The sequence below is a fragment of the Halobacillus yeomjeoni genome (assembly GCF_020171525.1).
Classification (GTDB): Bacteria; Bacillota; Bacilli; order Bacillales; family Halobacillaceae; genus Halobacillus; species Halobacillus yeomjeoni.
Genome location: NZ_JAIVAI010000008.1, coordinates 12,584 through 31,421, shown reverse-complemented (window position 1 = coordinate 31,421; position 18,838 = coordinate 12,584). Strand labels below are relative to the sequence as shown.

The following is an 18,838-nucleotide window of genomic DNA, read 5'->3' as shown; positions in this document are numbered from 1 at the left end:
ATTTAGGAGATGTTTGGAAATCTATGATTGCAACTTTATTTTGATTTCAATTACATAAAAAAACTGGAGAGGCCGGGAAACGACTCGCTTTCCTGCGGGGGACCCGGCAAGCTTCCTCGGCTACGCCTGCGGGATCTAGCCTAGCCCCTTCTCCCGCGGGAGTCTCGCCGTTTCCCAGCCTCTCCACTAAATTGTAGTGAACGGACCAGTCCCCTTATCAAGCGTATCAGCCTAGAAAAAAGATGCATTCAATTAAGATGAACATACAAGCTTACCAGCAGAAGTTTTTGTCCCATATAGAGCGATCACCAATTCTACGCCTTAATTGAGGATTTTCATTTCTACTTCACAAAATAAGGAGGTCCGGGGAATCAGGAGACTCCTGTGGGGAAAACATGTCAGATGAGACCCCGGAAGGTTTACCTGAGGAGGCTCATCGCATGCCCACGGAAAGCGAGTGATTCCCCGGACCTCCTACTTCAATTCCAGGCAACGGAAACAATCATCAACCTGATTAAAGTAAAGTTGATTCCTTGAATAACAATCTTCTGAAGTAACAGAGGTGTACAAAGAGTTTATTCCTGAAAGCGAGCAGCAAAAAAGCACTCCTATGATCAGGAGTGCTTTCGCTTTTACTCGACACCAAGAGAATCTTTCAATTCCTGCTTTGTGTTTTCCCATAAATCAGGTTTGAATTCTTTTAAGTATTCACCCAACAGGTGTTTCGATTTCTCATCCATGTGATCGACGACGAAATGCCCTTTCAATGACTTATCCATATGATTGACGTGTTCAGGCATCAATTTGTAACCACGCTTGATGGAACGATCGACGACAATCTCACTTCCTGCCACCCCATAAAAAGCAGGTTTTCCGTCCACATAATCGACCGTCACCCATACAATCCAATACAATAGACCGTTCGCGACCACTTCACGATCAGTGATGAACTTGATTCGTTTCTCCACTTTGCTTCGTGCGTGAAGAGCTCCCATATCTACGTATGCTTCTTCTTCGTTCGGATCGACGATGACCGGAGTCATGTTTTCCAAGCTGATGGATCCAACCCCGTAGCCTCCATGACCGTCTGTGGAATCATCTTTGATAATTGTGAATTGGTTTTTCTTTTTATCTCCGCTCTCGTCTTTTTGGTTTTTAAATTGATCGAATTCCTTCATGATTATTGCCTACCTTTCTTTGCCTGTCTGTTTTGTCCTATTTTAACATAATACGGCTGGTGTTTTTAGAGATAGTCTTCAGGGGGCCTGAACTGTGACAGGGCTATGAACATAAAACAAACGTTTGATTAATACTCAGGAAGACTTCCGTTCCTTCTCTTTCACTAATACAAAGCTTTCTTCTTGAGGTTCAGGCACCCTTCTTTGGTAACGAGAACGTCTCTGAAAGATGTTTTTCCAAAAGCTGTTCTTTTCTAAAGGCACTCCTACACGAACTTGCTGAACTTCTTTAATTCCTTGAATGATCATCTGCATCGATACAATCAGCACCATAAATCCCAGCAGTACCGGGATGATCAACCACCAGCGCCCTGTCATCAATGAATCTTTAGCTGATCCGATCATTCCAGACCATTCAAAGGTGGTGGATGTCGGAGGGTCCCTCCGATTGATTTTTGTACCACCAAAGAAGATATTGAATACGCCCAGGTGAATGAAAATAAGAAGGGTTTGAATGAACTGCTGACCGAAGATTACGCCCATGCGGGCACTCAAATGCGGCAGGAGCTGCTTCCATAACAAGTGGAGGGAACTCCCTCCCAAAATCTTCGTGCTCGCTACGTACTCTTCCCTCATGAGTAGTTTGAATTCATTTCCAAAGAGCGTCATAACGAGAGGGACAGCAAGAAGCGTCAAAATCACTCCTTGATAAAGAATTCTCTCCATCTCCGATGTCTTAAACCCGGTATCCAAAGGCATCATCAACACAGGTCGTAACAACAACAGGGCAATGATTGTCATCGGAAGGAAATGAAGACTGTCAATTAATTTTTCCATGACTTTCTGCACTTTCAATGGAAGAAAGAAAACAAACGGTACGGCGAACAGAAATCCGAGGATCATCCTTAAAAAAGCAATGATTGCAGCAAAAGCAATGGTGTATTTAGCACCGACCATCAATTGATCAAAGATACTGAAGCCTAGTGCGTCCGTACCTAAAAACACGAACTCAGGGGTATGAGGAGCTGCACTGACTAGTTTTCCTGATTCATCCGTAATATGATAAAACTTTTCGATTAATGGGTCTGCAGTCAGTGTATAAACTATGCTGCTGCACAAAATAATGAAGATAATTGAGAACCCCATTAAAAACTTCATATTTTTGAAGTGAGCCCCTATTTCTTTAAAAACGTCTCCTAACCATTTGATACGGAATGAAACATTTCCAAAACTGAGGAACGTGTTCATCTTTAAAACTTCTTCTGTTTTCTCATCTTCTTTGAAAAGGAGCATTTCAGTTCCTTGATAAACGAAAAAGAATGGTGTGAAAATCAATAACAAGATCATGAATGATACGATCGGTTGGAAATTGCTGAGAAAGGCAGATGTGATCCCGTTCATATTGAAAATGTACTCGATGATGAGCAGGCTGGATAAAGATCCCCAGACTATAATTTTCGAATTGTAAAAAGCGCTTTTAAAGATATTACGAAACACATGAACGAAAAGGATCGTCACCTTTTCTATCCCTTTACTCTTAACCAAGCCTACATAAGACTTGGTCATTTCCTCTTCAAAAAGTAGAGTCATGATTTTATACATCGTCAACATCGGTAAAACGGATAGAACCAGAATCGGCAGACCGTAAATTTTTTCAGAACCTACAGAAACAAAATCGACGACTAATAAACCAGTTTGTTTATAAAACCATACAATGAATAGTTGAATGCCGAACGCGAGCAGAAGATCAGGCACCGATTCGAATACACTGGTAATCCGCTTCAGCAGGGTTTTGGCCCAGTTCGGTATTAAAATGGTGATTATCGCTAGAAGAACAGCGAGGGAAAAACCGACTAAAATACCCGAGGTCAACACTGTCATGGAATAGAGGTAAGGTTCCCATAGGTAATCAAACAGTGGTTCTGAACGAAAGCGCGTCTCATACACCCACTCTTCCGGATGACGAAGCTGGCTGATTAACCTTTGTAATTGGGTTGTATAAGAGGAAAGACTTAAGAACTCCCCCATTTTAAATAAAGCTGGTGATACGCTGACGAGTAGAATACCAATGATGCCTACGAAATAATACCCAATAAATTTCAAGAATCTCATCCGTCTTCCCCTTTCATATTCTCAGGCCCTGTACGCTTGGTAAAGAACTGACTGAAACCACACCCCAGACAGGTCAACTAGTATCGTTTAAAAAATAAACAACAAACTTAAAAGAGCTAATAATAAAAAAAGGTATACCATTATTTGGTATACCTTTCCATTACATATAATACTAATGAAAGCTTCTTAATTTTTCAATAAATTTCCATCCGTCTGAGATATCCTCATCTGTATAATTCTGTGTACTTTTTACAGAGTAGACTTTTTCTGAAACTTCTTCTTTAGTCAGATTTTCAAAGAAAAGCATGGTTGAGACGAGCTCTAAAAACCTCGAGGTCTTTCCATTCATTTCTTTTATACTTTCTTCCAATGGAGGCAGGTCCATTTCATAATGATTCAAAAACTCGCGCCCATTTTCAGTAAGGCGGTAACGGTACTGGTAGTAGTTTTTCTTTTCCTCTTTAGTTTCACTGATAAAACCGAGGTTGCACATTTCCTCTACTCTCAAGGTCAATTCCTCTGAATAGGGGCCATAAAAGTGGAACTGATAACGTTCTTCAAATGGAATATCACACTTCTTCAGTATGTATATCATTTTCTGCAGACGTTTTCTTCCTATGACTTCATCGGTACTTGAGAAAAATTGCATAAGCTTCGCATGATTTTCCAACATGGAGGCTCACTCCTTATCCATACAATATTTCCATAATCCGCTTCTTCGTTTTACTTCTATTCGACATTTCCTCCAGGCGATCCAGAGGAAAGTACAATTTATGATCGGTCCTTTTCTTACCGGATATCGATTCTACGATGTCCGATAAACGCGACAGCTCCCTCAATTCCTGATTCGGCTGCAGCAAATGAATCGGCAGACGCTCCCCTTCTTCTCCAGGACGGTAGAAGTCGTAAGGTAAATCAGAACTGGAGTCGACGACAAGATAATAGTCCGGATTCAAGCCTGCTTTTGAGAAGAGCTTATACAATTCCATCCATTCGTTCATTTGTGAATTCGGATTGAACTCGATATATTTGAACAACCGACGATGCACGAACCGGGTACATAAATCACTCAAAACCTCATCCTCTTCTTCCATCCACATTTGAAAATAATACAAAGTGACAGACTCATCCAACGCCAAATATTCCTTCAGTGTAGGCTGACCTGCAAAGAAAGAAAGGAAGTGAATCGGTTTAAGCTTGAATTTGTAGCCTTTATCATATAATTCTTTTGCCCTGTGAAGGATCTTGGATAAAATCACTTCGGCACTGCGAGTCACAGGGTGAAAATAAACCTGCCAATACATTTGGTAACGGCTCATGATATAGTCTTCCACCGCATGCATACCACTCTCTTTGACGACAACCTGATCTTCCATCGGCCGCATGACTCTTAGGATCCGTTCCATATCAAAGTGCCCATAGCTGACTCCTGTGAAGTACGCATCCCGCTGAAGGTAATCCATTCGATCCGCATCAATCTGGCTTGAAATCAGACTGACGACAAGCTTGTTCGGATACGTCTTGTTAATGACATCCGCCACTTTTTTCGGGAATTCAGGTTCCACTTTCCTCAACACCTGATTCACTTCTGTATCTCCCAACAGAATGGCTTGAGTAAAGTATTCATGATCAAGCTTGAATACTTTTTCGAAGGAATGCGAAAAAGGTCCGTGGCCAAGATCATGAAGAAGTGCAGCGCTCAAGCATAAAAGGCGCTCTTCATGGTCCCAATTCGGACGGTCTTTGAAGTTCTCTATAATCCGTCTGACAATTTCGTACACACCCAGCGAATGGTTGAAACGGCTATGTTCTGCACCATGGAAAGTCAAATAGGATGTACCGAGCTGTTTGACCCTTCTTAACCTTTGGAATTCAGCAGTCCCGATCAAATCCCATATAACTCGATCCCTGACGTGGACATAGCGATGGACCGGGTCTTTGAATACTTTTTCTTCACTTAGTCTTTCATCACGATAGGCCATCATTTTGTCCTTTCTACACGACATTTTTATCTATTATATACCTTTCATTACGACAAAAAAACTACTTGACAGACATTGGGGGACAAACTTCTACGCTTAAACTGCAGAACGTGAGCATTCAGTGTTTCCTGTTTAATTTTCCTTTGAAGATTTTACATAGGAGAAGAGATTCATGCAATACCTTTCTTTTGATATAATGAAAGATGGTGATTGAACAAAAAGGAGTACTCGATTTATGAAAACCAACCATACATTAATTCAACCTTCCCGCTACCGTTTCATCGACCAAAGCAGCCTCGGCCCTGCATTCTCCCCTTTACAGTCATTCGCCATGGATGATGCTCTATCGATGTCTGTCGGTGAGGGGATGAGTCCGACAACAGCAAGATTATGGGTCCACCATAATACCGTCGTACTAGGCATTCCAGACGCCCGTCTGCCTTATGTATCAGAAGCTGTTGACTATTTGAAATCCGAAGGGTATCAAGCTATTGTGAGAAATTCAGGGGGCCTTGCCGTTGTTCTCGATGAAGGCGTTCTGAACCTCTCACTCATCTTCCCGGATTCGAAGGAATTAAACATCCATGATGGGTATGATGCCATGGTTTCCTTCATCCAACTGTTGTTCAGCGATTTGACCGATGAAATCGAAGCCTATGAAATTACACGCTCCTACTGCCCTGGAACGTATGATTTAAGCATAAGAGGACAGAAGTTTGCCGGAATCTCTCAACGCCGAGTAAAAAATGGGTCAGCTGTTCAAATTTATTTGGATGTGACAGGAAGCGGATCAGAACGAGCTTCCCTTTTAAAACGGTTTTATGAAATTGGGAAGCGTGATGAAGATACCCGTTTCCAATATCCTGACATCAACCCAGAAGTCATGGCTTCCTTGAATGAGTTATTAGGAAGTCAGTTGAGTGTCGCTGATGTACGCGATAGAATATTGACCCAGATTTACAAACTGTCTGGAGAAGTCGTCCCTGCCCCATTAGAAGGACAGGAAATCGAATGGTTCAACAAACGACTGGAACAAATGATTCAAAGAAACGAAAAAGCGCTCGACCATCTTCGATAAGATGAACGAGCGCTTTTGTATTGTTCATTATTCAACAGATTGTGCTGCTGTTATCAGTGCCAGTTTGTAGACATCATCGGAATTACAACCACGGGAAAGATCGTTTACCGGCTGGTTCAGACCTTGGAGGATAGGACCAACAGCATCGAAGTTCCCCAGACGCTGAGCGATTTTATAGCCGATGTTACCCGCTTCAAGACTTGGGAAGATGAACGTATTCGCCTCTCCTTTTAATGGAGAATCTGGAGCTTTTTTCTCAGCTACAGAAGGAACGAAAGCAGCATCAAACTGGAATTCTCCATCAATCAACAGATCAGAATTCTGTTCTTTGGCAAGCTTCAACGCTTCTGTCACTTTTTCTGTTTCAGGAGATTGTGCGGAACCTCTTGTAGAGAAACTCAACATTGCAACTTTAGGGTCGATATCGAATAACTGAGCCGTTTCAGCACTCGCAAGAGCAATTTCCGCTAAATCCTGACTATCTGGATTGATGTTGATGGCACAGTCTGCAAACACGTACTTCTCTTCATCGCGAACCATGATGAACACACCAGACGTTTTTTTAATGCCCGGTTTCGTTTTGATGATCTGCAACGCCGGGCGGACCGTATCTGCAGTGGAGTGGGCTGCACCGCTGACTAAGCCATCTGCTTTCCCCATATAGACGAGCATTGTACCGAAGTAATTTTCATCTTTAAGAATCTCACGCGCTTTTTCTTCTGTAGCTTTGCCTTTACGGCGTTCCACAAAGCTTGCGACCATTTCATCCATCGCTTCATAATTGTCAGGATCCAAAATTTCAGATGCAGAAATGTCCACACCCAGTTCAGAAGCTTTCTGTTTCACTTTATCTTCATTTCCGACTAGTACAGGTGTAACCATACCTTCGGCTCCGAGTTGACTTACGGCAGTAAGGATACGTTCATCTAAACCTTCAGGAAACACGACCTTCTTGTCTTTTCCATCGATTTTCGCTTTCAAAGTATCAAATAGGTTACTCATGTTGAACCCTCCATTTTTCATTTCTGTTATATATGATAAGACGTTTTGTGTATAAATGAAAGTAGTACGTTCATAATTTCATCCGGGAAGCGATTTCATTTTCACTTTACCCTATTTCTTCTCAAAACATGTACAAACCAGTCCAATCCCACCTAATCAATGATGAAGACATGCATCTGTGTTATATTGAGGTAGGATATTTTTAAATTCAAACTTCATATAAAAAGGAGCGATTGATCCATGCCAGAAGCAGTAGTGACAATGGATGGCTGGTATTGCTTGCACGATTTCAGAAAAATCGACTGGACAGCCTGGAAGTATGCAAGCCCTGAAGAACGAGAGCAGGCCATCTCTGAATTCCATCAACTCATTGAAAAATGGGACAAAACAGAGACTGATAAAGAAGGCAGTCACGCCTTGTATACAATCGTTGGTCAAAAAGCAGATTTCATGATGATGATTCTCCGTCCGACGATGGAAGAATTGAACGACATTGAAAATACTTTCAACAAAACGAAGTTGGCAGAGTTTACAACTCCTGCTTATTCTTACGTTTCAGTCGTTGAATTATCCAATTACATGGGGAATACGGATGAAGATGATCCAGAAATCCAAGCGCGTCTGAAGCCGACATTACCGAAATGGAACCATATTTGCTTCTACCCGATGGATAAGCGTCGTCAGGGTAATGACAATTGGTACGTCCTCGAAAAAGATGAGCGCGCCAAACTGATGTATGCTCATGGAATGACAGGTCGTCAATATGCCGGTAAGATCCGTCAAATCATTACAGGATCCATCGGCTTTGATGATTGGGAATGGGGCGTAACGCTTTTTGCTCATGATGTCTTGAACTTCAAAAAGCTCGTTTATGAAATGCGCTTTGATGAAGTTACCTCCCGTTACGGTGATTTCGGGTCCTTCTTCATCGGAAACATTCTGAAACCAGACGCTGTGGAGAAATTCCTACACGTATAATTGATAAAAAGCAGCTGTAATCCAGCTGCTTTTTTGTTTTTCATAAGGCTCTGTTATTGCTTGGTGTTGTTATCATCTCTTTCTGTCCTGGAATTTTTATGAGGCGGCTTTTTAGAATGACTCCCTTTCCGTGGGGTACCGTGAGCCTACTCAGGCTGCGCCTTCCGAGGATTCACGATGTACCTTTATCCCACTGGAGGCTCAAGCGTCCCCCGCGGAAAGCGGACTGTTTTCCCTGCCATATCATGCTCTGAGTAAATAACGGACTACACTTATACCCTGACGGGGACTATTTAGTAATCGTTTAAGATATCAACAACAGACTTTAACAGAGCCTTTCATAAAATACATCCTCAAATTAACCTCTTCTTTTACAACCCCCACCCCAAAATCTACCCTCTCTGAATTCAGTCAGAGAGGGTAGTTTTTTTTGCGCCCTTTATTCATTCAAAGTTGTCCTACTATTTTTTTACTCATAACTTCGAGGCAGACATTCATATAGTGTTAAAGAACAACCTTTCATGATCGTAGATGAAGTGAGGTGACTGCGTGGCCGTTATCCCTTACAACGAAGCTGGTTTAAAACTGCTTGCCAGGCTGATGCGCGCTGAAGCTGAAGGTGATGGAAAGCTTGGAATGCTTATGGTCGGTAATACCGGGGTCAACCGTGTACGTGGAGACTGTATAGATTTCACAGATATCACTTCCATCAGGGATATGGTTTATCAAAGTCCCGGGGGATTCGAGGCTACTCAAAAAGGTTATTTTTACCAACGCGCAAGAGAAAAAGACAAAAGACTTGCCCGTAAGGTGATCAAAGGGGGACGTTATCACCCAGCGACCAATTCCCTATGGTTCTTCAAGCCGGAAGGAGACTGCCCGGAACAGTGGTTCGGGCAATGGAACACAGGGAGGTATAAGTCCCACTGTTTCTATTCTCCTATACCTTCAGAATGTCCAAATGTTTACTAACGATTAAGGAGTGATTGGATTGGCTCACAAAAAACAAATGTCCGGCGGCTATGGTCAAGGACCAATGTATGGCCAGGGACAGCCTTTTTATCCGGGGAACCCTTATATGCAATATTATCCTCACCCCCCTATGGCAGGTCAGGGTGGTGGAGGATTCCCTCAGCAGGGCGGACTCCAAGTACCACCTATGACTCAAGGGAAAGGCAAAGGTAAAGGGTATAACCCTCCAACTATGCTGCCTACCGAAGAATCATATATAGAGAATATTCTTCGACTGAACGCTGGTAAGCCTGCGACCGTTTATATGACGTTCGAAAACAACGATCAATGGAATGCAAAAGTTTTCAAAGGAATCGTAGAAGAAGCTGGGCGTGACCACATCGTATTGAGTGATCCTCAGACAGGAAAGTATTATTTATTACTTATGGTTTACTTGGACTATGTAACCTTCGACGAAGAAATCAATTACCAATACCCTTTTAACGGGGCTTCCCCAGGGTTGGCCAACTACAATCCAAGGTAAAGAGAACATTTGAAAACTCGCTATTCAATAGCGGGTTTTTCACTATTAAGGAAAAGGGTGAACAGATGCGACATCCTCATGAAAATTACATCAAAGCTCAATTAGCGACCCTGTTATTAGCTGTATTTCTGGCTGTTTTAGGTCTATTCCAACTTGACCACCAATGGATTATTCTGCTCATGTTTTACGTGCTTGCGACCAGCTTTTTATTTGAAGCTCTTGTGGAATCAAAAAAGCAGCAGATGGTGAATAGCATCATCCAACTGCTGCGCGCACTGATCATTGTTTTGTTTACGACGATCCTTTATTTTTAGAAGGTCGTCCTTCTTGCTTTCAGGAAAGAGGTGGTCATTCTTCTTTCCTGAAAACATCTCTCCTCTTAACAAATGAAATGATTAAATATATTTGATAACAGCATACCCAAGCAAAATCCAACCGATCAAGAAGGACAAGCCCCCAAGTGGAGTAATCATAGCAAACGTCTTAATGCCTGTCGTAGCATAAATGTATAAGCTGCCACTGAATAGAACGATTCCGATCATGAACATCCAGCCTGCACCTGTCATCAAACCAGTTTGTGCTTTCCCCATCAACAGTGCAGTCACAAATAGAGCCATAGTGTGGAACATTTGATAATCCACCGCTTTGCCCCATTGCTCCAACCCCTTCTCAGATACTTTCCCTTCTAAACCATGAGCACCAAATGCTCCTAAAGCAACAGAAAGGAAGCCATTCAATATGGCTAGAATTAAAAATATCTTCATATGTCTCCCTCCTAAAAGTCAAAAATGGAAGAACCATTGGCATCGTCATGATCAATCGGCTCTTCTTTTTTCTGTTTTGATGGTGCAGGCTCATTCGCCCCCATCATCTTTCTCACTTCTTCTACTGTCGGTTCATTTACCGTAGGTGCCTGTTGGGTAGTTGTTGTTTCTTGCTCAAGAAATAAGTCTGCCAGCAACTTCACCGAACGAACATGTTCTCTCACCTGTTGGTCGTCTCCGTGCTTCAACATCGCTTCTTGTATTTCACTGGACATTTTCTTTAAGACGGTTTGGTTTGAAATCGCCATCTTCATACTCCTTTATCATCGTACTGAATAATCTTTTCTCTGTCGTAGTTTAACATTTTCCAGAGGCTCTGTCTTATTTCCGCCAACAGCTTCACAAAAAAATCATAACTCCGATACTTTAGAGTCCGGTCGGTTACAATTTGCTCCCTCAATTCCTAATAAAAAGCTCAGAGCTGGAAGCCCTGAGCTTGATGCAGTAAATGAATAGATGTCATTCACCTAAATTTATTGAATCTCTCAATACTATTCACAAATGATTTATATCACACCGATTTTATTAAGGAATATCAGGAATATAACGACCGGCGCAACGTATTTCACAATGTTATACCATAAGCCTGCAAATGGAGAGCCTGTCATATCTGTTGCCTCCAAAGCAGTAGACTTTTTGAAGTACCATCCGACCAGCAAAGCCATGGATAGGCCTCCCAGAGGTAAAAGAATGTTTGATGCAATGTAATCCATGGAATCAAGAATGTTTTTCTCTCCGATCGGAGTGACTCCAGCCCACGCACCAAATCCTAGAGATACAGCAATTCCCATGACGAACATGATCGACCCCATGACCACACTTGTTGAGAAACGTGACCAGCCGAATGCACTCATGAAGTAAGCGGTCGGCACTTCTAAAATGGACACAGATGAAGACAAGGATGCCAAAACCAATGCGAAGAAGAACACTAGACCAACAATTCCACCTAAAGGCATCTGCTCAAATATACTCGGCAGAGTAATAAATACAAGCGGAGGTCCAGAGCTTGGATCAATTCCGAAAGCGAACACCGCAGGAAAGATTACCAACCCGGAAATCACTGCAAAAAATGTATCCATTAATCCGATACCTACGGCTGCACTAGGAAGTTTGTCTTCTTTCTTCAAATAGCTACCGTACGTCAACATAGCTCCCATACCTAAGCTCAAGGAAAAGAATGCTTGACCGAGCGCAGCTATATAAATAGAAGGATCACTGAGAGCTGACCAGTTTGGTGCAAATAAAAACTTCAGCCCTTCAGAAGCTCCATCAAGAGATAAACTGAAGAAGGCTAAACCAATCAATATAAGTGCTAATAAAGGCATGAAGATTTTATTGGCAAGTTCGATTCCTTTTTTAACTCCACTGAGCACAATGACAATAGTAAGAATCATGAACACCGCTGTCCATATTATCGGATGCCATGTATGTCCGATAAATTGTCCAAAAGCTCCTCCGTAACCTACTTCAGGCTCTGTGAAAAACGAACCGTTCACGTAGTTCCAAAAGTAAAAAATAGCCCATCCAGCAACCACTGCATAGAAACTTAAAATTAAAAATGCACTAGTAATACCAAAGAAACCTGTTAAGTACCAAGGTGTTTTCGGTGCGAGCTTCTTAAATGAACCCACCACATCACTCTCGGCTTTTCGTCCAATACTCACTTCGGTCAACAGCAACGGTATCCCGATCAATAAGACAAAGACGAGGTACAGAAGTAAAAATGCTCCTCCACCATTATTCCCTGCTACGAAAGAGAACCTCCATATGTTCCCAAGCCCTACAGCCGAGCCCATGGCTGCAAGCATAAATCCTAATTTCGTCCCCCATTTTTCGCGGGCCATCTATCTCATCTCCCTTACTCTAAAATTCTCTTTAATAAATATTCATCAGCATACCACAGAATAAGAGGGTGTGAATATATTATCTGAAAATTTCATTTTATTTACAGTCTATAATCTATTCCTGTCCTCTTCTGTGTAGTTTTATAGCTTTCTTTATAACGTTTAGGTTCAAATTGAAGACACTCCGACCCGGTCGCTTTCAGAACGAGAGTGGAAGGCATTTCTTTGCTTTTGAACCCATAAGCTTTACACGCACGAGGAAAAGCGGGATTCCACGTCGTATTAAAATGCTTGCATTGAAAACAATTGACACTCATTCTCCCACTCCTTCCCAATATGGTAAAATCATAGCACATCATAAACCCTTTCAACCAGGAGGTAAACGAATGCCCAATTGGATCACACCCGGAAGTGAGAGCCCCTTCCAACTATTCAGTCAAAGTCATGTTTCAGCTCTTGTCCTATTCATTTTCGGCTTATGCGGTGTAGGAATTCTCGCTCTCAAATCCCGGAAACGTTCAAATGGTAACATCAACAATGCCGTGCGATGGACATTATTGGGAATCCTCATTGTTTCTGAATTGAGCTATCAGATTTGGGCATTTGCTTACGGCTTATGGGAAGTGACAGCATACCTCCCTTTACACCTTTGCAGTGTGGCATCCCTGCTCGGCATTGTTTCACTAATCACCATGCGTCCATCGTTGATTAAAATCAATTTCTTCATCGGAATTTTACCAGCCATCTTCGCTCTTGTCACACCAGATCTGCTCTATGATTATCAACACTATCGGTTTTGGAGATTCTTCCTTCATCATATGGCCATTCCGTGGACGAGCTTATTCTTAGTGATTTCCACCAGCGCAACGATTACTTGGAAGGATATGTGGAAAACCTTCGGTATGCTGATTGCATATGCTTCTATCGTAGGTTTCCTTAATGTGTTCCTGCAATCCAACTATTTATATTTGCGTAATCCTCCTGATGCATCCACTTTATTGAATTGGTTTGGAGAAGGTTGGTGGTATATCATAAGCTTGACTTTGATTACACTAATTTGCTTTTCTTTATTAGTAGTTATTTTTCGGATTTTCAATAAATCTTAAAAAACGTTTTGATGTGATTATAGGATTTTACAACAGAAGGTAGAATATAAATTTCTATGAATTTCATTAAAAAAACAAACAAAAAACGCCTCCATTCAGGGGGCGCATTTTTGTTTGCTTTTTTTATTTTATTTCAGGCCATATATGGTCGGGGCTTCCGTTATTTATCTATCAGAACAGATATGGTACATACACGATTAGGATGATCAACACCCATATCGCATCTACAAAATGCCAATAATAGTTGAAAATCTTGTGTTTTTCTATAAAAAGGCGTTGAGGAATCTTTTGTTTGAACTGAACCATGAGTAAAATCATCCAGCCTAATCCGAACGCTACGTGGGAGGCATGCAGACCGACAAGTACATAGAAAGAAGAAAGGAAATTATTAACAGTGATTGAGTATCCTTCATGAACATACTTATAAAACTCATGAATTTCCAACACCATGAAAATTGCGCCTAAAACAAATGTAGCAATCAGCCCTGCCGCTATCTTAGTACGATTTCCTTTCTCTAATCCTTTTTCTGCAATCAACAGTGTTCCGCTGCTGGAAAGCAGAAAGACAGAAGTTAATACAACGGTCTTCCATTTGTAGACTTCTGAAGGATCGGGCCCTTGAGAAGCTGGAGTGAAGATGATGTATGTCGCAAATAAAACCGCAAACATGATGGCTTCGACAATCAGATAAAGGAAGAAACCCATTTTTTTATCCTGAAATAATACATCAGATGTTTGTTTCATCCTTCCTCCTCCTTCTCATAAACCTCTTTCCGTTCGTCTGTAATGGAACGGATAATGAGGTAAGCAATAACCGCCGCTCCTCCCAGCACTTGTAAACTGATCCAATGATAAATGAACCCTATACTCATGAATACCAGAATGATAGACAAAATCACAGGCTGCAAAGTTTTGACGGCAATTGGTGAAGGGCGGGCATCCTCTGCTTTGGGGACTTCCTCCCCTTTTACTTTGGCATGCCAGAACGCATCCAAACGATCGACCTGATTGACCGGCTCAAAAGGATGCTCCGGTGATGGAGAGCCCACACTCCATTCTAACGTCCTCCCGTCCCAAGGGTCGCCTCCGACAGGATCCGTCAATCTATGTGTCTTATATAAATTCCATGCGACAAACAACATGCTTGCCCCCATGAGGAAAGCACCAACCGTGCTGATGAAGTTCAAAAGGAAAATCCCGTCTTCCCATGAATAGGTGTAAACCCGCCGCGGCATTCCGTTCAATCCTGCGAAATGTTGAGGCATGAATGTCAGGTGAAACCCTATCAGGAACAACCAGAAATGCCACCGTCCTAATTTTTCATCCAAGACTTTCCCTGTCATTTTAGGATACCAATAATATATGCCGGCAAAAGCACCTAAAATAGTTCCTCCTATCATAGTGTAATGAAAATGAGCGACGACAAAATAAGAATCATGATACTGATAATCTGCGGCAGCCACGGCCAGCATGACTCCGGTAACACCGCCGATAACGAAAGTGGGGATAAATCCGAGCGCAAATAACATCGGAGTACGAATTCTTACAACCCCGTTCCGCATGGTGAAGAGCCAATTGAATATCTTGATTCCTGTAGGAACTGCAATCAACATGGTGGTAATAGCAAACACAGAGTTGGCCAAAGGACCGAGGCCGACAGTAAACATGTGGTGTGCCCAAACCATGAATCCCAACAACCCGATAATTGCGATTGCAATGACCATTGATGTATATCCATACACTTTTTTTCTCGAGAATGTAGAGATGATATCTGAAAAAATACCGAAAGCAGGAAGAATCAAAATATACACTTCGGGATGACCGAATATCCAAAATAAATGCTGCCAATAGACAGGGTCCCCCATTTCACCTATAAAGAAAGACGTTCCATAATAACGATCGAATGTCAGCAATAGTAAAGCGATCGTCAACACCGGGAAAGCGATCAGGATTAAAAATGATGTAAGCAATGTAGCCCAGGGAAATAAAGGCATATGATTCAATTTCATTCCCGGGGCTCTCAACCTGAAGATCGTGACAATCATATTGATGGCTGTGAGAATAGTACCCAAACCCGAAACCTGCAGTCCGAATATGTAATAGTTGTTGTTCGGTCCGGTTGTAAATGTGTCCGTGGATAAAGGGGCATATGCCGTCCATCCGGCATTAGGTGCAGCATTGAAAAAGAAAGCCATATTGAAGATGAATCCACCTGCAACGAACAACCAGAAACTGACCGCATTCAAGTATGGAAATGCTAAATCATTGGCTCCTATTTGGAGAGGAACGGCAACATTCATCAACCCAATCAATAAAGGCATAGCTACGAAGAAAATCATGACTGTGCCATGGGTGGTAAAAACTTCATTGTATTTTTGTGATTGAAACACCCAGAAATCATTTTCAGGAACCGCAAGCTGAGTACGGATGAACAACGCATCCATACCACCGCGAATGAAAAAGATAATCGCCACGAGAATATACATCGTGCCAATCTTACGGTGGTGAGTCGTTCTAATATACTCCCAAATCACCGGCCATTTGTTATATTTGGTCAACCACCAAAGAACAAACAAACCTATAAGTGCGGAAGCAATCCAAGACACTACTATATCCGATGGAACTTGTCCGACGAATGGTACATTCATTAGTCATTCACCTTCTTCCTCTACTCCGTTCTTCAACCATTGCTGAAATTCTGCCTGAGAGACCACTTTTGTTTCAAAGCGCATCTGTGTATGTTCAGCCCCACAAAACTCGGCACACTTCCCTTGATAAACTCCTGCTTCCCGTGGTGTGAAAGAAAGACGCGTTTCCTCTCCAGGAAGAACATCTATTTTCCCTGAAAGTTTGGGAACCCAAAAGGAATGAATGACATCCTCAGAGGTTAACTTGAAATCTGCCTTTTGATTAACAGGCAGGACTAGTTCATTCACTGATTTCTTTCCGTTCTCATATGTAAATTCCCAGTTGTACTGTCGACCGACTACATCTATAGTAATTGCGTCTTCTGCTTTTGCCTCTCCTCCATCACCTGATACCTGGGATGTCATATCATAAGTAGCTTTGACTGTCGGAACCGCCAAGACTGCTAAAAGAAGAATAGGCAGGACCGTCCATGTCACCTCCAGCCGTTTACTTTCCTTCCCGTCCCCAGGAATTTCATTCAGCCTCTCAGGCGTTTCTTTATATTTCTTCAGGAAATGAACGAAAAGAATCATGACCACTACAAATACAAGCATCATCAATCCAAAACTCAGGTAGATCAAGTTTGTAATTTTATCTGCCGTATCTGACTTCGGGTTCAAGACCCTTAAATTACATCCAGTCAAAAGAAACAGGGAAAGCAGGCTAAATATCCTCATTTCACTCAACCTCTATTTAATATTTTTGCTCTTATAAAGCTTCACGCTCTAATTCGGCAATAAACTTCCTAGTGGTTTATTGCCTGTTCAGCTATAAATGAAACGTTTTCTTCCGATAGAATAAATAGATGAAGATGAGGTGAGGAAAAAGATGAAATTATGGAACAGACTTAATTTACGAATGAAATACGCTGCAGCTTTCAGCACAACAATCTTACTTATTACTATCGTTGTATTGTTTGTTGCTCTCCAGCTCAACCAAGCAAAACAACAGGTCGATCAACTCGAAAACAGTGGCATCTATTCTATTGAAATAGCGGAAATGGCTTCACTTGCCCGCACGAAAGATATAAGGATTGCCGATTATATTCGAGAACCACGGAGCACTTATGTGGATGAATTCAACTCCTACAAAGACCGTTTCACCCAGCTGCAGAACAAGTACGTGGAAATTTTTAAAGACACACCACTTTCACAGCCTTTACAGTCGATCATCAAACATGACCGCGAAATCAATCAGCTTTTCTTAGAAGAGATTGTAGGCAATGTCAGTAATCAAGAAAAAATACAGAGCCTGCGAAGACAAACCCAGTTTGCCCGGTCTACTCTTGTAGAAGAGTTGTCTGTCTTACAATCAACGACGGAAAAAGAAATGAAAGATCATATGCTCTTAACCAACAAGGACATTTCTCGAACATTGGTCACTCTCATTATCGGTGCAATTCTTGCACTTGTTGTAGGAGTTCTGTTCATGCGCTGGGTGAGCCGCCAAATTCAGGCGAGGTTGAATCAAATTGTCAATAGAGCTGATTCCATCGCTTCCGGACGTCTTGATGAGGAATTTGAAAAGAGTGAGAGTCAGGATGAAATCGGTCATTTACATAATTCCATGAATCAGATGCAATTGAACTTACAAGCGCTTCTTTTGGAAACCACTCAGCTCTCAGACCGTGTAAGCCAGCAAAGCCGTGATTTTCAACAATCGTCTAAAGAAGTTCAAGAGTCTTCTGAGCAAGTGGCTGCTACGATGGAGGAACTGGCGGCCTCGTCTGAACAGCAGGCAGGAGATGCAGCTACTTTAAATGAAATGATGGAACAGTTGTCCTTCACAATTGAACAATCAAAAGATACTGGCATTCGTATTACAGATCAAAGTCAACAAGTAATGAAACAAACCGATCACGGACAAGAATTGATGGATTCATCCGTGACCCAAATGAATGAAATCCACGAGGTCATAAAATCAGCGGTGGAAAAGGTTCAGCAGTTAGATTTGAAATATGGAGAAATCACAAAGCTCGTTCATGTCATCCAGGATATAGCTGAACGGACGAACTTACTTGCTTTGAATGCTGCAATCGAAGCAGCTCGGGCCGGTGATCATGGGCGTGGGTTTGCTGTCGTTGCAGATGAAGTACGAAAGCTTTCTGAACAGGTTTCTCACTCCGTTGGAGACATTACTAAGCGCGTAGAAGACATTCAAAGTGGGTCAAGAGAAGTTTCCGGCTCTCTGAAGAGTGGATTCGAACAAGTAGAGATTGGAAAAGAAAAAATTCAATATACCGGTCATAGCTTTGAGGAAATACAAAAGTCCATTTTTGATATGGTGGAAGGAATCAGTGAAATATCTGAAAACCTCAACGGTATACACGAAAGAACCCAGACGATGAATGAAGCGATTGAAAGTGTTGCTGCTAGTTCTGAGGAGGCTGCTGCAGGTGTGGAAGAAACCACTGCTGCCACTCAACAGACGAATCATTCAATGCTTCAGGTGTCCAATCATTCACAAGAGCTTTCAGAAATGGCTCTTCGCCTTAAACAAGTTCTAAGTAAGTTTCAACTGAATAAATAAACGAAAGCCACAGGAATTAAAA

The 18,838-nt window shown here is 42.0% G+C and carries 19 protein-coding genes; 7 read left to right on the top strand and 12 right to left on the bottom strand.

The genetic code is table 11. The features are described from left to right. Window positions 1–632 precede the first annotated feature (632 nt). From LCL89_RS15455 to LCL89_RS15440, 4 genes are all read right to left on the bottom strand, one after another. On the bottom strand, window positions 633–1,178 hold the full coding sequence (locus LCL89_RS15455; RefSeq protein WP_224810840.1) for a YwhD family protein: 546 nt from the start codon (window positions 1,176–1,178) through the stop codon (window positions 633–635). A 135-nt stretch (window positions 1,179–1,313) separates the two neighbouring features. Next, entirely contained in the window at window positions 1,314–3,290 is a 1,977-nt protein-coding gene (locus tag LCL89_RS15450) for an ABC transporter permease (RefSeq protein WP_224810839.1), read from the bottom strand. 172 nt (window positions 3,291–3,462) lie between these two features. Continuing rightward, window positions 3,463–3,963: a YwgA family protein gene (locus tag LCL89_RS15445; RefSeq protein WP_197317174.1), complete on the bottom strand. Its 501-nt coding sequence runs from the start codon at window positions 3,961–3,963 to the stop codon at window positions 3,463–3,465. A gap of 13 nt (window positions 3,964–3,976) precedes the next feature. Next, a complete protein-coding gene (locus LCL89_RS15440; protein WP_224810906.1) occupies window positions 3,977–5,272 on the bottom strand; it encodes an HD domain-containing protein in 1,296 nt (431 codons plus the stop codon). A 235-nt stretch (window positions 5,273–5,507) separates the two neighbouring features. Here LCL89_RS15440 and LCL89_RS15435 point away from each other — a divergent pair, with 235 nt between their 5' ends. Beyond that, complete coding sequence (locus LCL89_RS15435) at window positions 5,508–6,350, top strand: lipoate--protein ligase family protein (protein ID WP_224810838.1); 843 nt, start codon at window positions 5,508–5,510, stop codon at window positions 6,348–6,350. A gap of 27 nt (window positions 6,351–6,377) precedes the next feature. Here LCL89_RS15435 and pta read toward each other — a convergent pair whose 3' ends face one another. Beyond that, complete coding sequence (gene pta, locus LCL89_RS15430) at window positions 6,378–7,352, bottom strand: phosphate acetyltransferase (protein WP_197317171.1); 975 nt, start codon at window positions 7,350–7,352, stop codon at window positions 6,378–6,380. Between the two features lie 240 nt (window positions 7,353–7,592). On the opposite strand from pta, the gene hemQ reads away from it, so the two are divergent. The 4 genes from hemQ to LCL89_RS15410 all read left to right on the top strand — a co-directional run bounded on the left by hemQ (window position 7,593) and on the right by LCL89_RS15410 (window position 10,139). Next, a complete protein-coding gene (gene hemQ, locus LCL89_RS15425; RefSeq protein WP_224810837.1) occupies window positions 7,593–8,330 on the top strand; it encodes a hydrogen peroxide-dependent heme synthase in 738 nt (245 codons plus the stop codon). Between the two features lie 549 nt (window positions 8,331–8,879). Continuing rightward, on the top strand, window positions 8,880–9,302 hold the full coding sequence (locus LCL89_RS15420; protein WP_197317169.1) for a cell wall hydrolase: 423 nt from the start codon (window positions 8,880–8,882) through the stop codon (window positions 9,300–9,302). Between the two features lie 37 nt (window positions 9,303–9,339). After that, window positions 9,340–9,825, top strand: a complete 486-nt coding sequence (gerQ, locus tag LCL89_RS15415) for a spore coat protein GerQ (RefSeq protein ID WP_404813442.1) — start codon at window positions 9,340–9,342, stop codon at window positions 9,823–9,825. 65 nt (window positions 9,826–9,890) lie between these two features. Then, window positions 9,891–10,139, top strand: coding sequence for a hypothetical protein (locus tag LCL89_RS15410; protein WP_197317168.1), 249 nt, complete (start codon window positions 9,891–9,893; stop codon window positions 10,137–10,139). An 81-nt stretch (window positions 10,140–10,220) separates the two neighbouring features. Here LCL89_RS15410 and LCL89_RS15405 read toward each other — a convergent pair whose 3' ends face one another. The 4 genes from LCL89_RS15405 to LCL89_RS15390 all read right to left on the bottom strand — a co-directional run bounded on the left by LCL89_RS15405 (window position 10,221) and on the right by LCL89_RS15390 (window position 12,810). Beyond that, window positions 10,221–10,589: a DUF423 domain-containing protein gene (locus LCL89_RS15405; RefSeq protein WP_197317167.1), complete on the bottom strand. Its 369-nt coding sequence runs from the start codon at window positions 10,587–10,589 to the stop codon at window positions 10,221–10,223. An 11-nt stretch (window positions 10,590–10,600) separates the two neighbouring features. Then, on the bottom strand, window positions 10,601–10,897 hold the full coding sequence (locus LCL89_RS15400; RefSeq protein WP_197317166.1) for a YwdI family protein: 297 nt from the start codon (window positions 10,895–10,897) through the stop codon (window positions 10,601–10,603). 258 nt (window positions 10,898–11,155) lie between these two features. Then, window positions 11,156–12,493, bottom strand: a complete 1,338-nt coding sequence (locus tag LCL89_RS15395; RefSeq protein ID WP_224810835.1) for a sodium-dependent transporter — start codon at window positions 12,491–12,493, stop codon at window positions 11,156–11,158. Between the two features lie 101 nt (window positions 12,494–12,594). Beyond that, window positions 12,595–12,810, bottom strand: coding sequence for a uracil-DNA glycosylase (locus tag LCL89_RS15390; RefSeq protein WP_224810834.1), 216 nt, complete (start codon window positions 12,808–12,810; stop codon window positions 12,595–12,597). A gap of 69 nt (window positions 12,811–12,879) precedes the next feature. Between LCL89_RS15390 and LCL89_RS15385 the strand changes: the two genes are divergently transcribed. Then, window positions 12,880–13,599, top strand: a complete 720-nt coding sequence (locus tag LCL89_RS15385; RefSeq protein ID WP_224810833.1) for a YwaF family protein — start codon at window positions 12,880–12,882, stop codon at window positions 13,597–13,599. A 171-nt stretch (window positions 13,600–13,770) separates the two neighbouring features. On the opposite strand, the gene LCL89_RS15380 is transcribed toward LCL89_RS15385, so the two are convergent. From LCL89_RS15380 to coxB, 3 genes are read right to left on the bottom strand one after another with little or no spacing between them, the layout of a single operon-like run. Then, the gene (locus tag LCL89_RS15380) at window positions 13,771–14,343 is read right to left on the bottom strand and encodes a cytochrome c oxidase subunit 3 (protein ID WP_224810832.1); all 573 of its coding nucleotides are present in this window, start codon (window positions 14,341–14,343) and stop codon (window positions 13,771–13,773) included. Beyond that, window positions 14,340–16,247, bottom strand: coding sequence for a cytochrome c oxidase subunit I (locus LCL89_RS15375; protein ID WP_224810831.1), 1,908 nt, complete (start codon window positions 16,245–16,247; stop codon window positions 14,340–14,342). The genes LCL89_RS15380 and LCL89_RS15375 overlap by 4 nt, the downstream gene beginning before the upstream one ends. 3 nt (window positions 16,248–16,250) lie before the next feature. After that, a complete protein-coding gene (gene coxB / locus LCL89_RS15370) occupies window positions 16,251–16,964 on the bottom strand; it encodes a cytochrome c oxidase subunit II (protein ID WP_224810830.1) in 714 nt (237 codons plus the stop codon). 151 nt (window positions 16,965–17,115) lie between these two features. Here coxB and LCL89_RS15365 point away from each other — a divergent pair, with 151 nt between their 5' ends. Continuing rightward, window positions 17,116–18,816: a methyl-accepting chemotaxis protein gene (locus LCL89_RS15365; protein WP_224810829.1), complete on the top strand. Its 1,701-nt coding sequence runs from the start codon at window positions 17,116–17,118 to the stop codon at window positions 18,814–18,816. The last annotated feature ends 22 nt before the right edge of the window (window positions 18,817–18,838 follow it).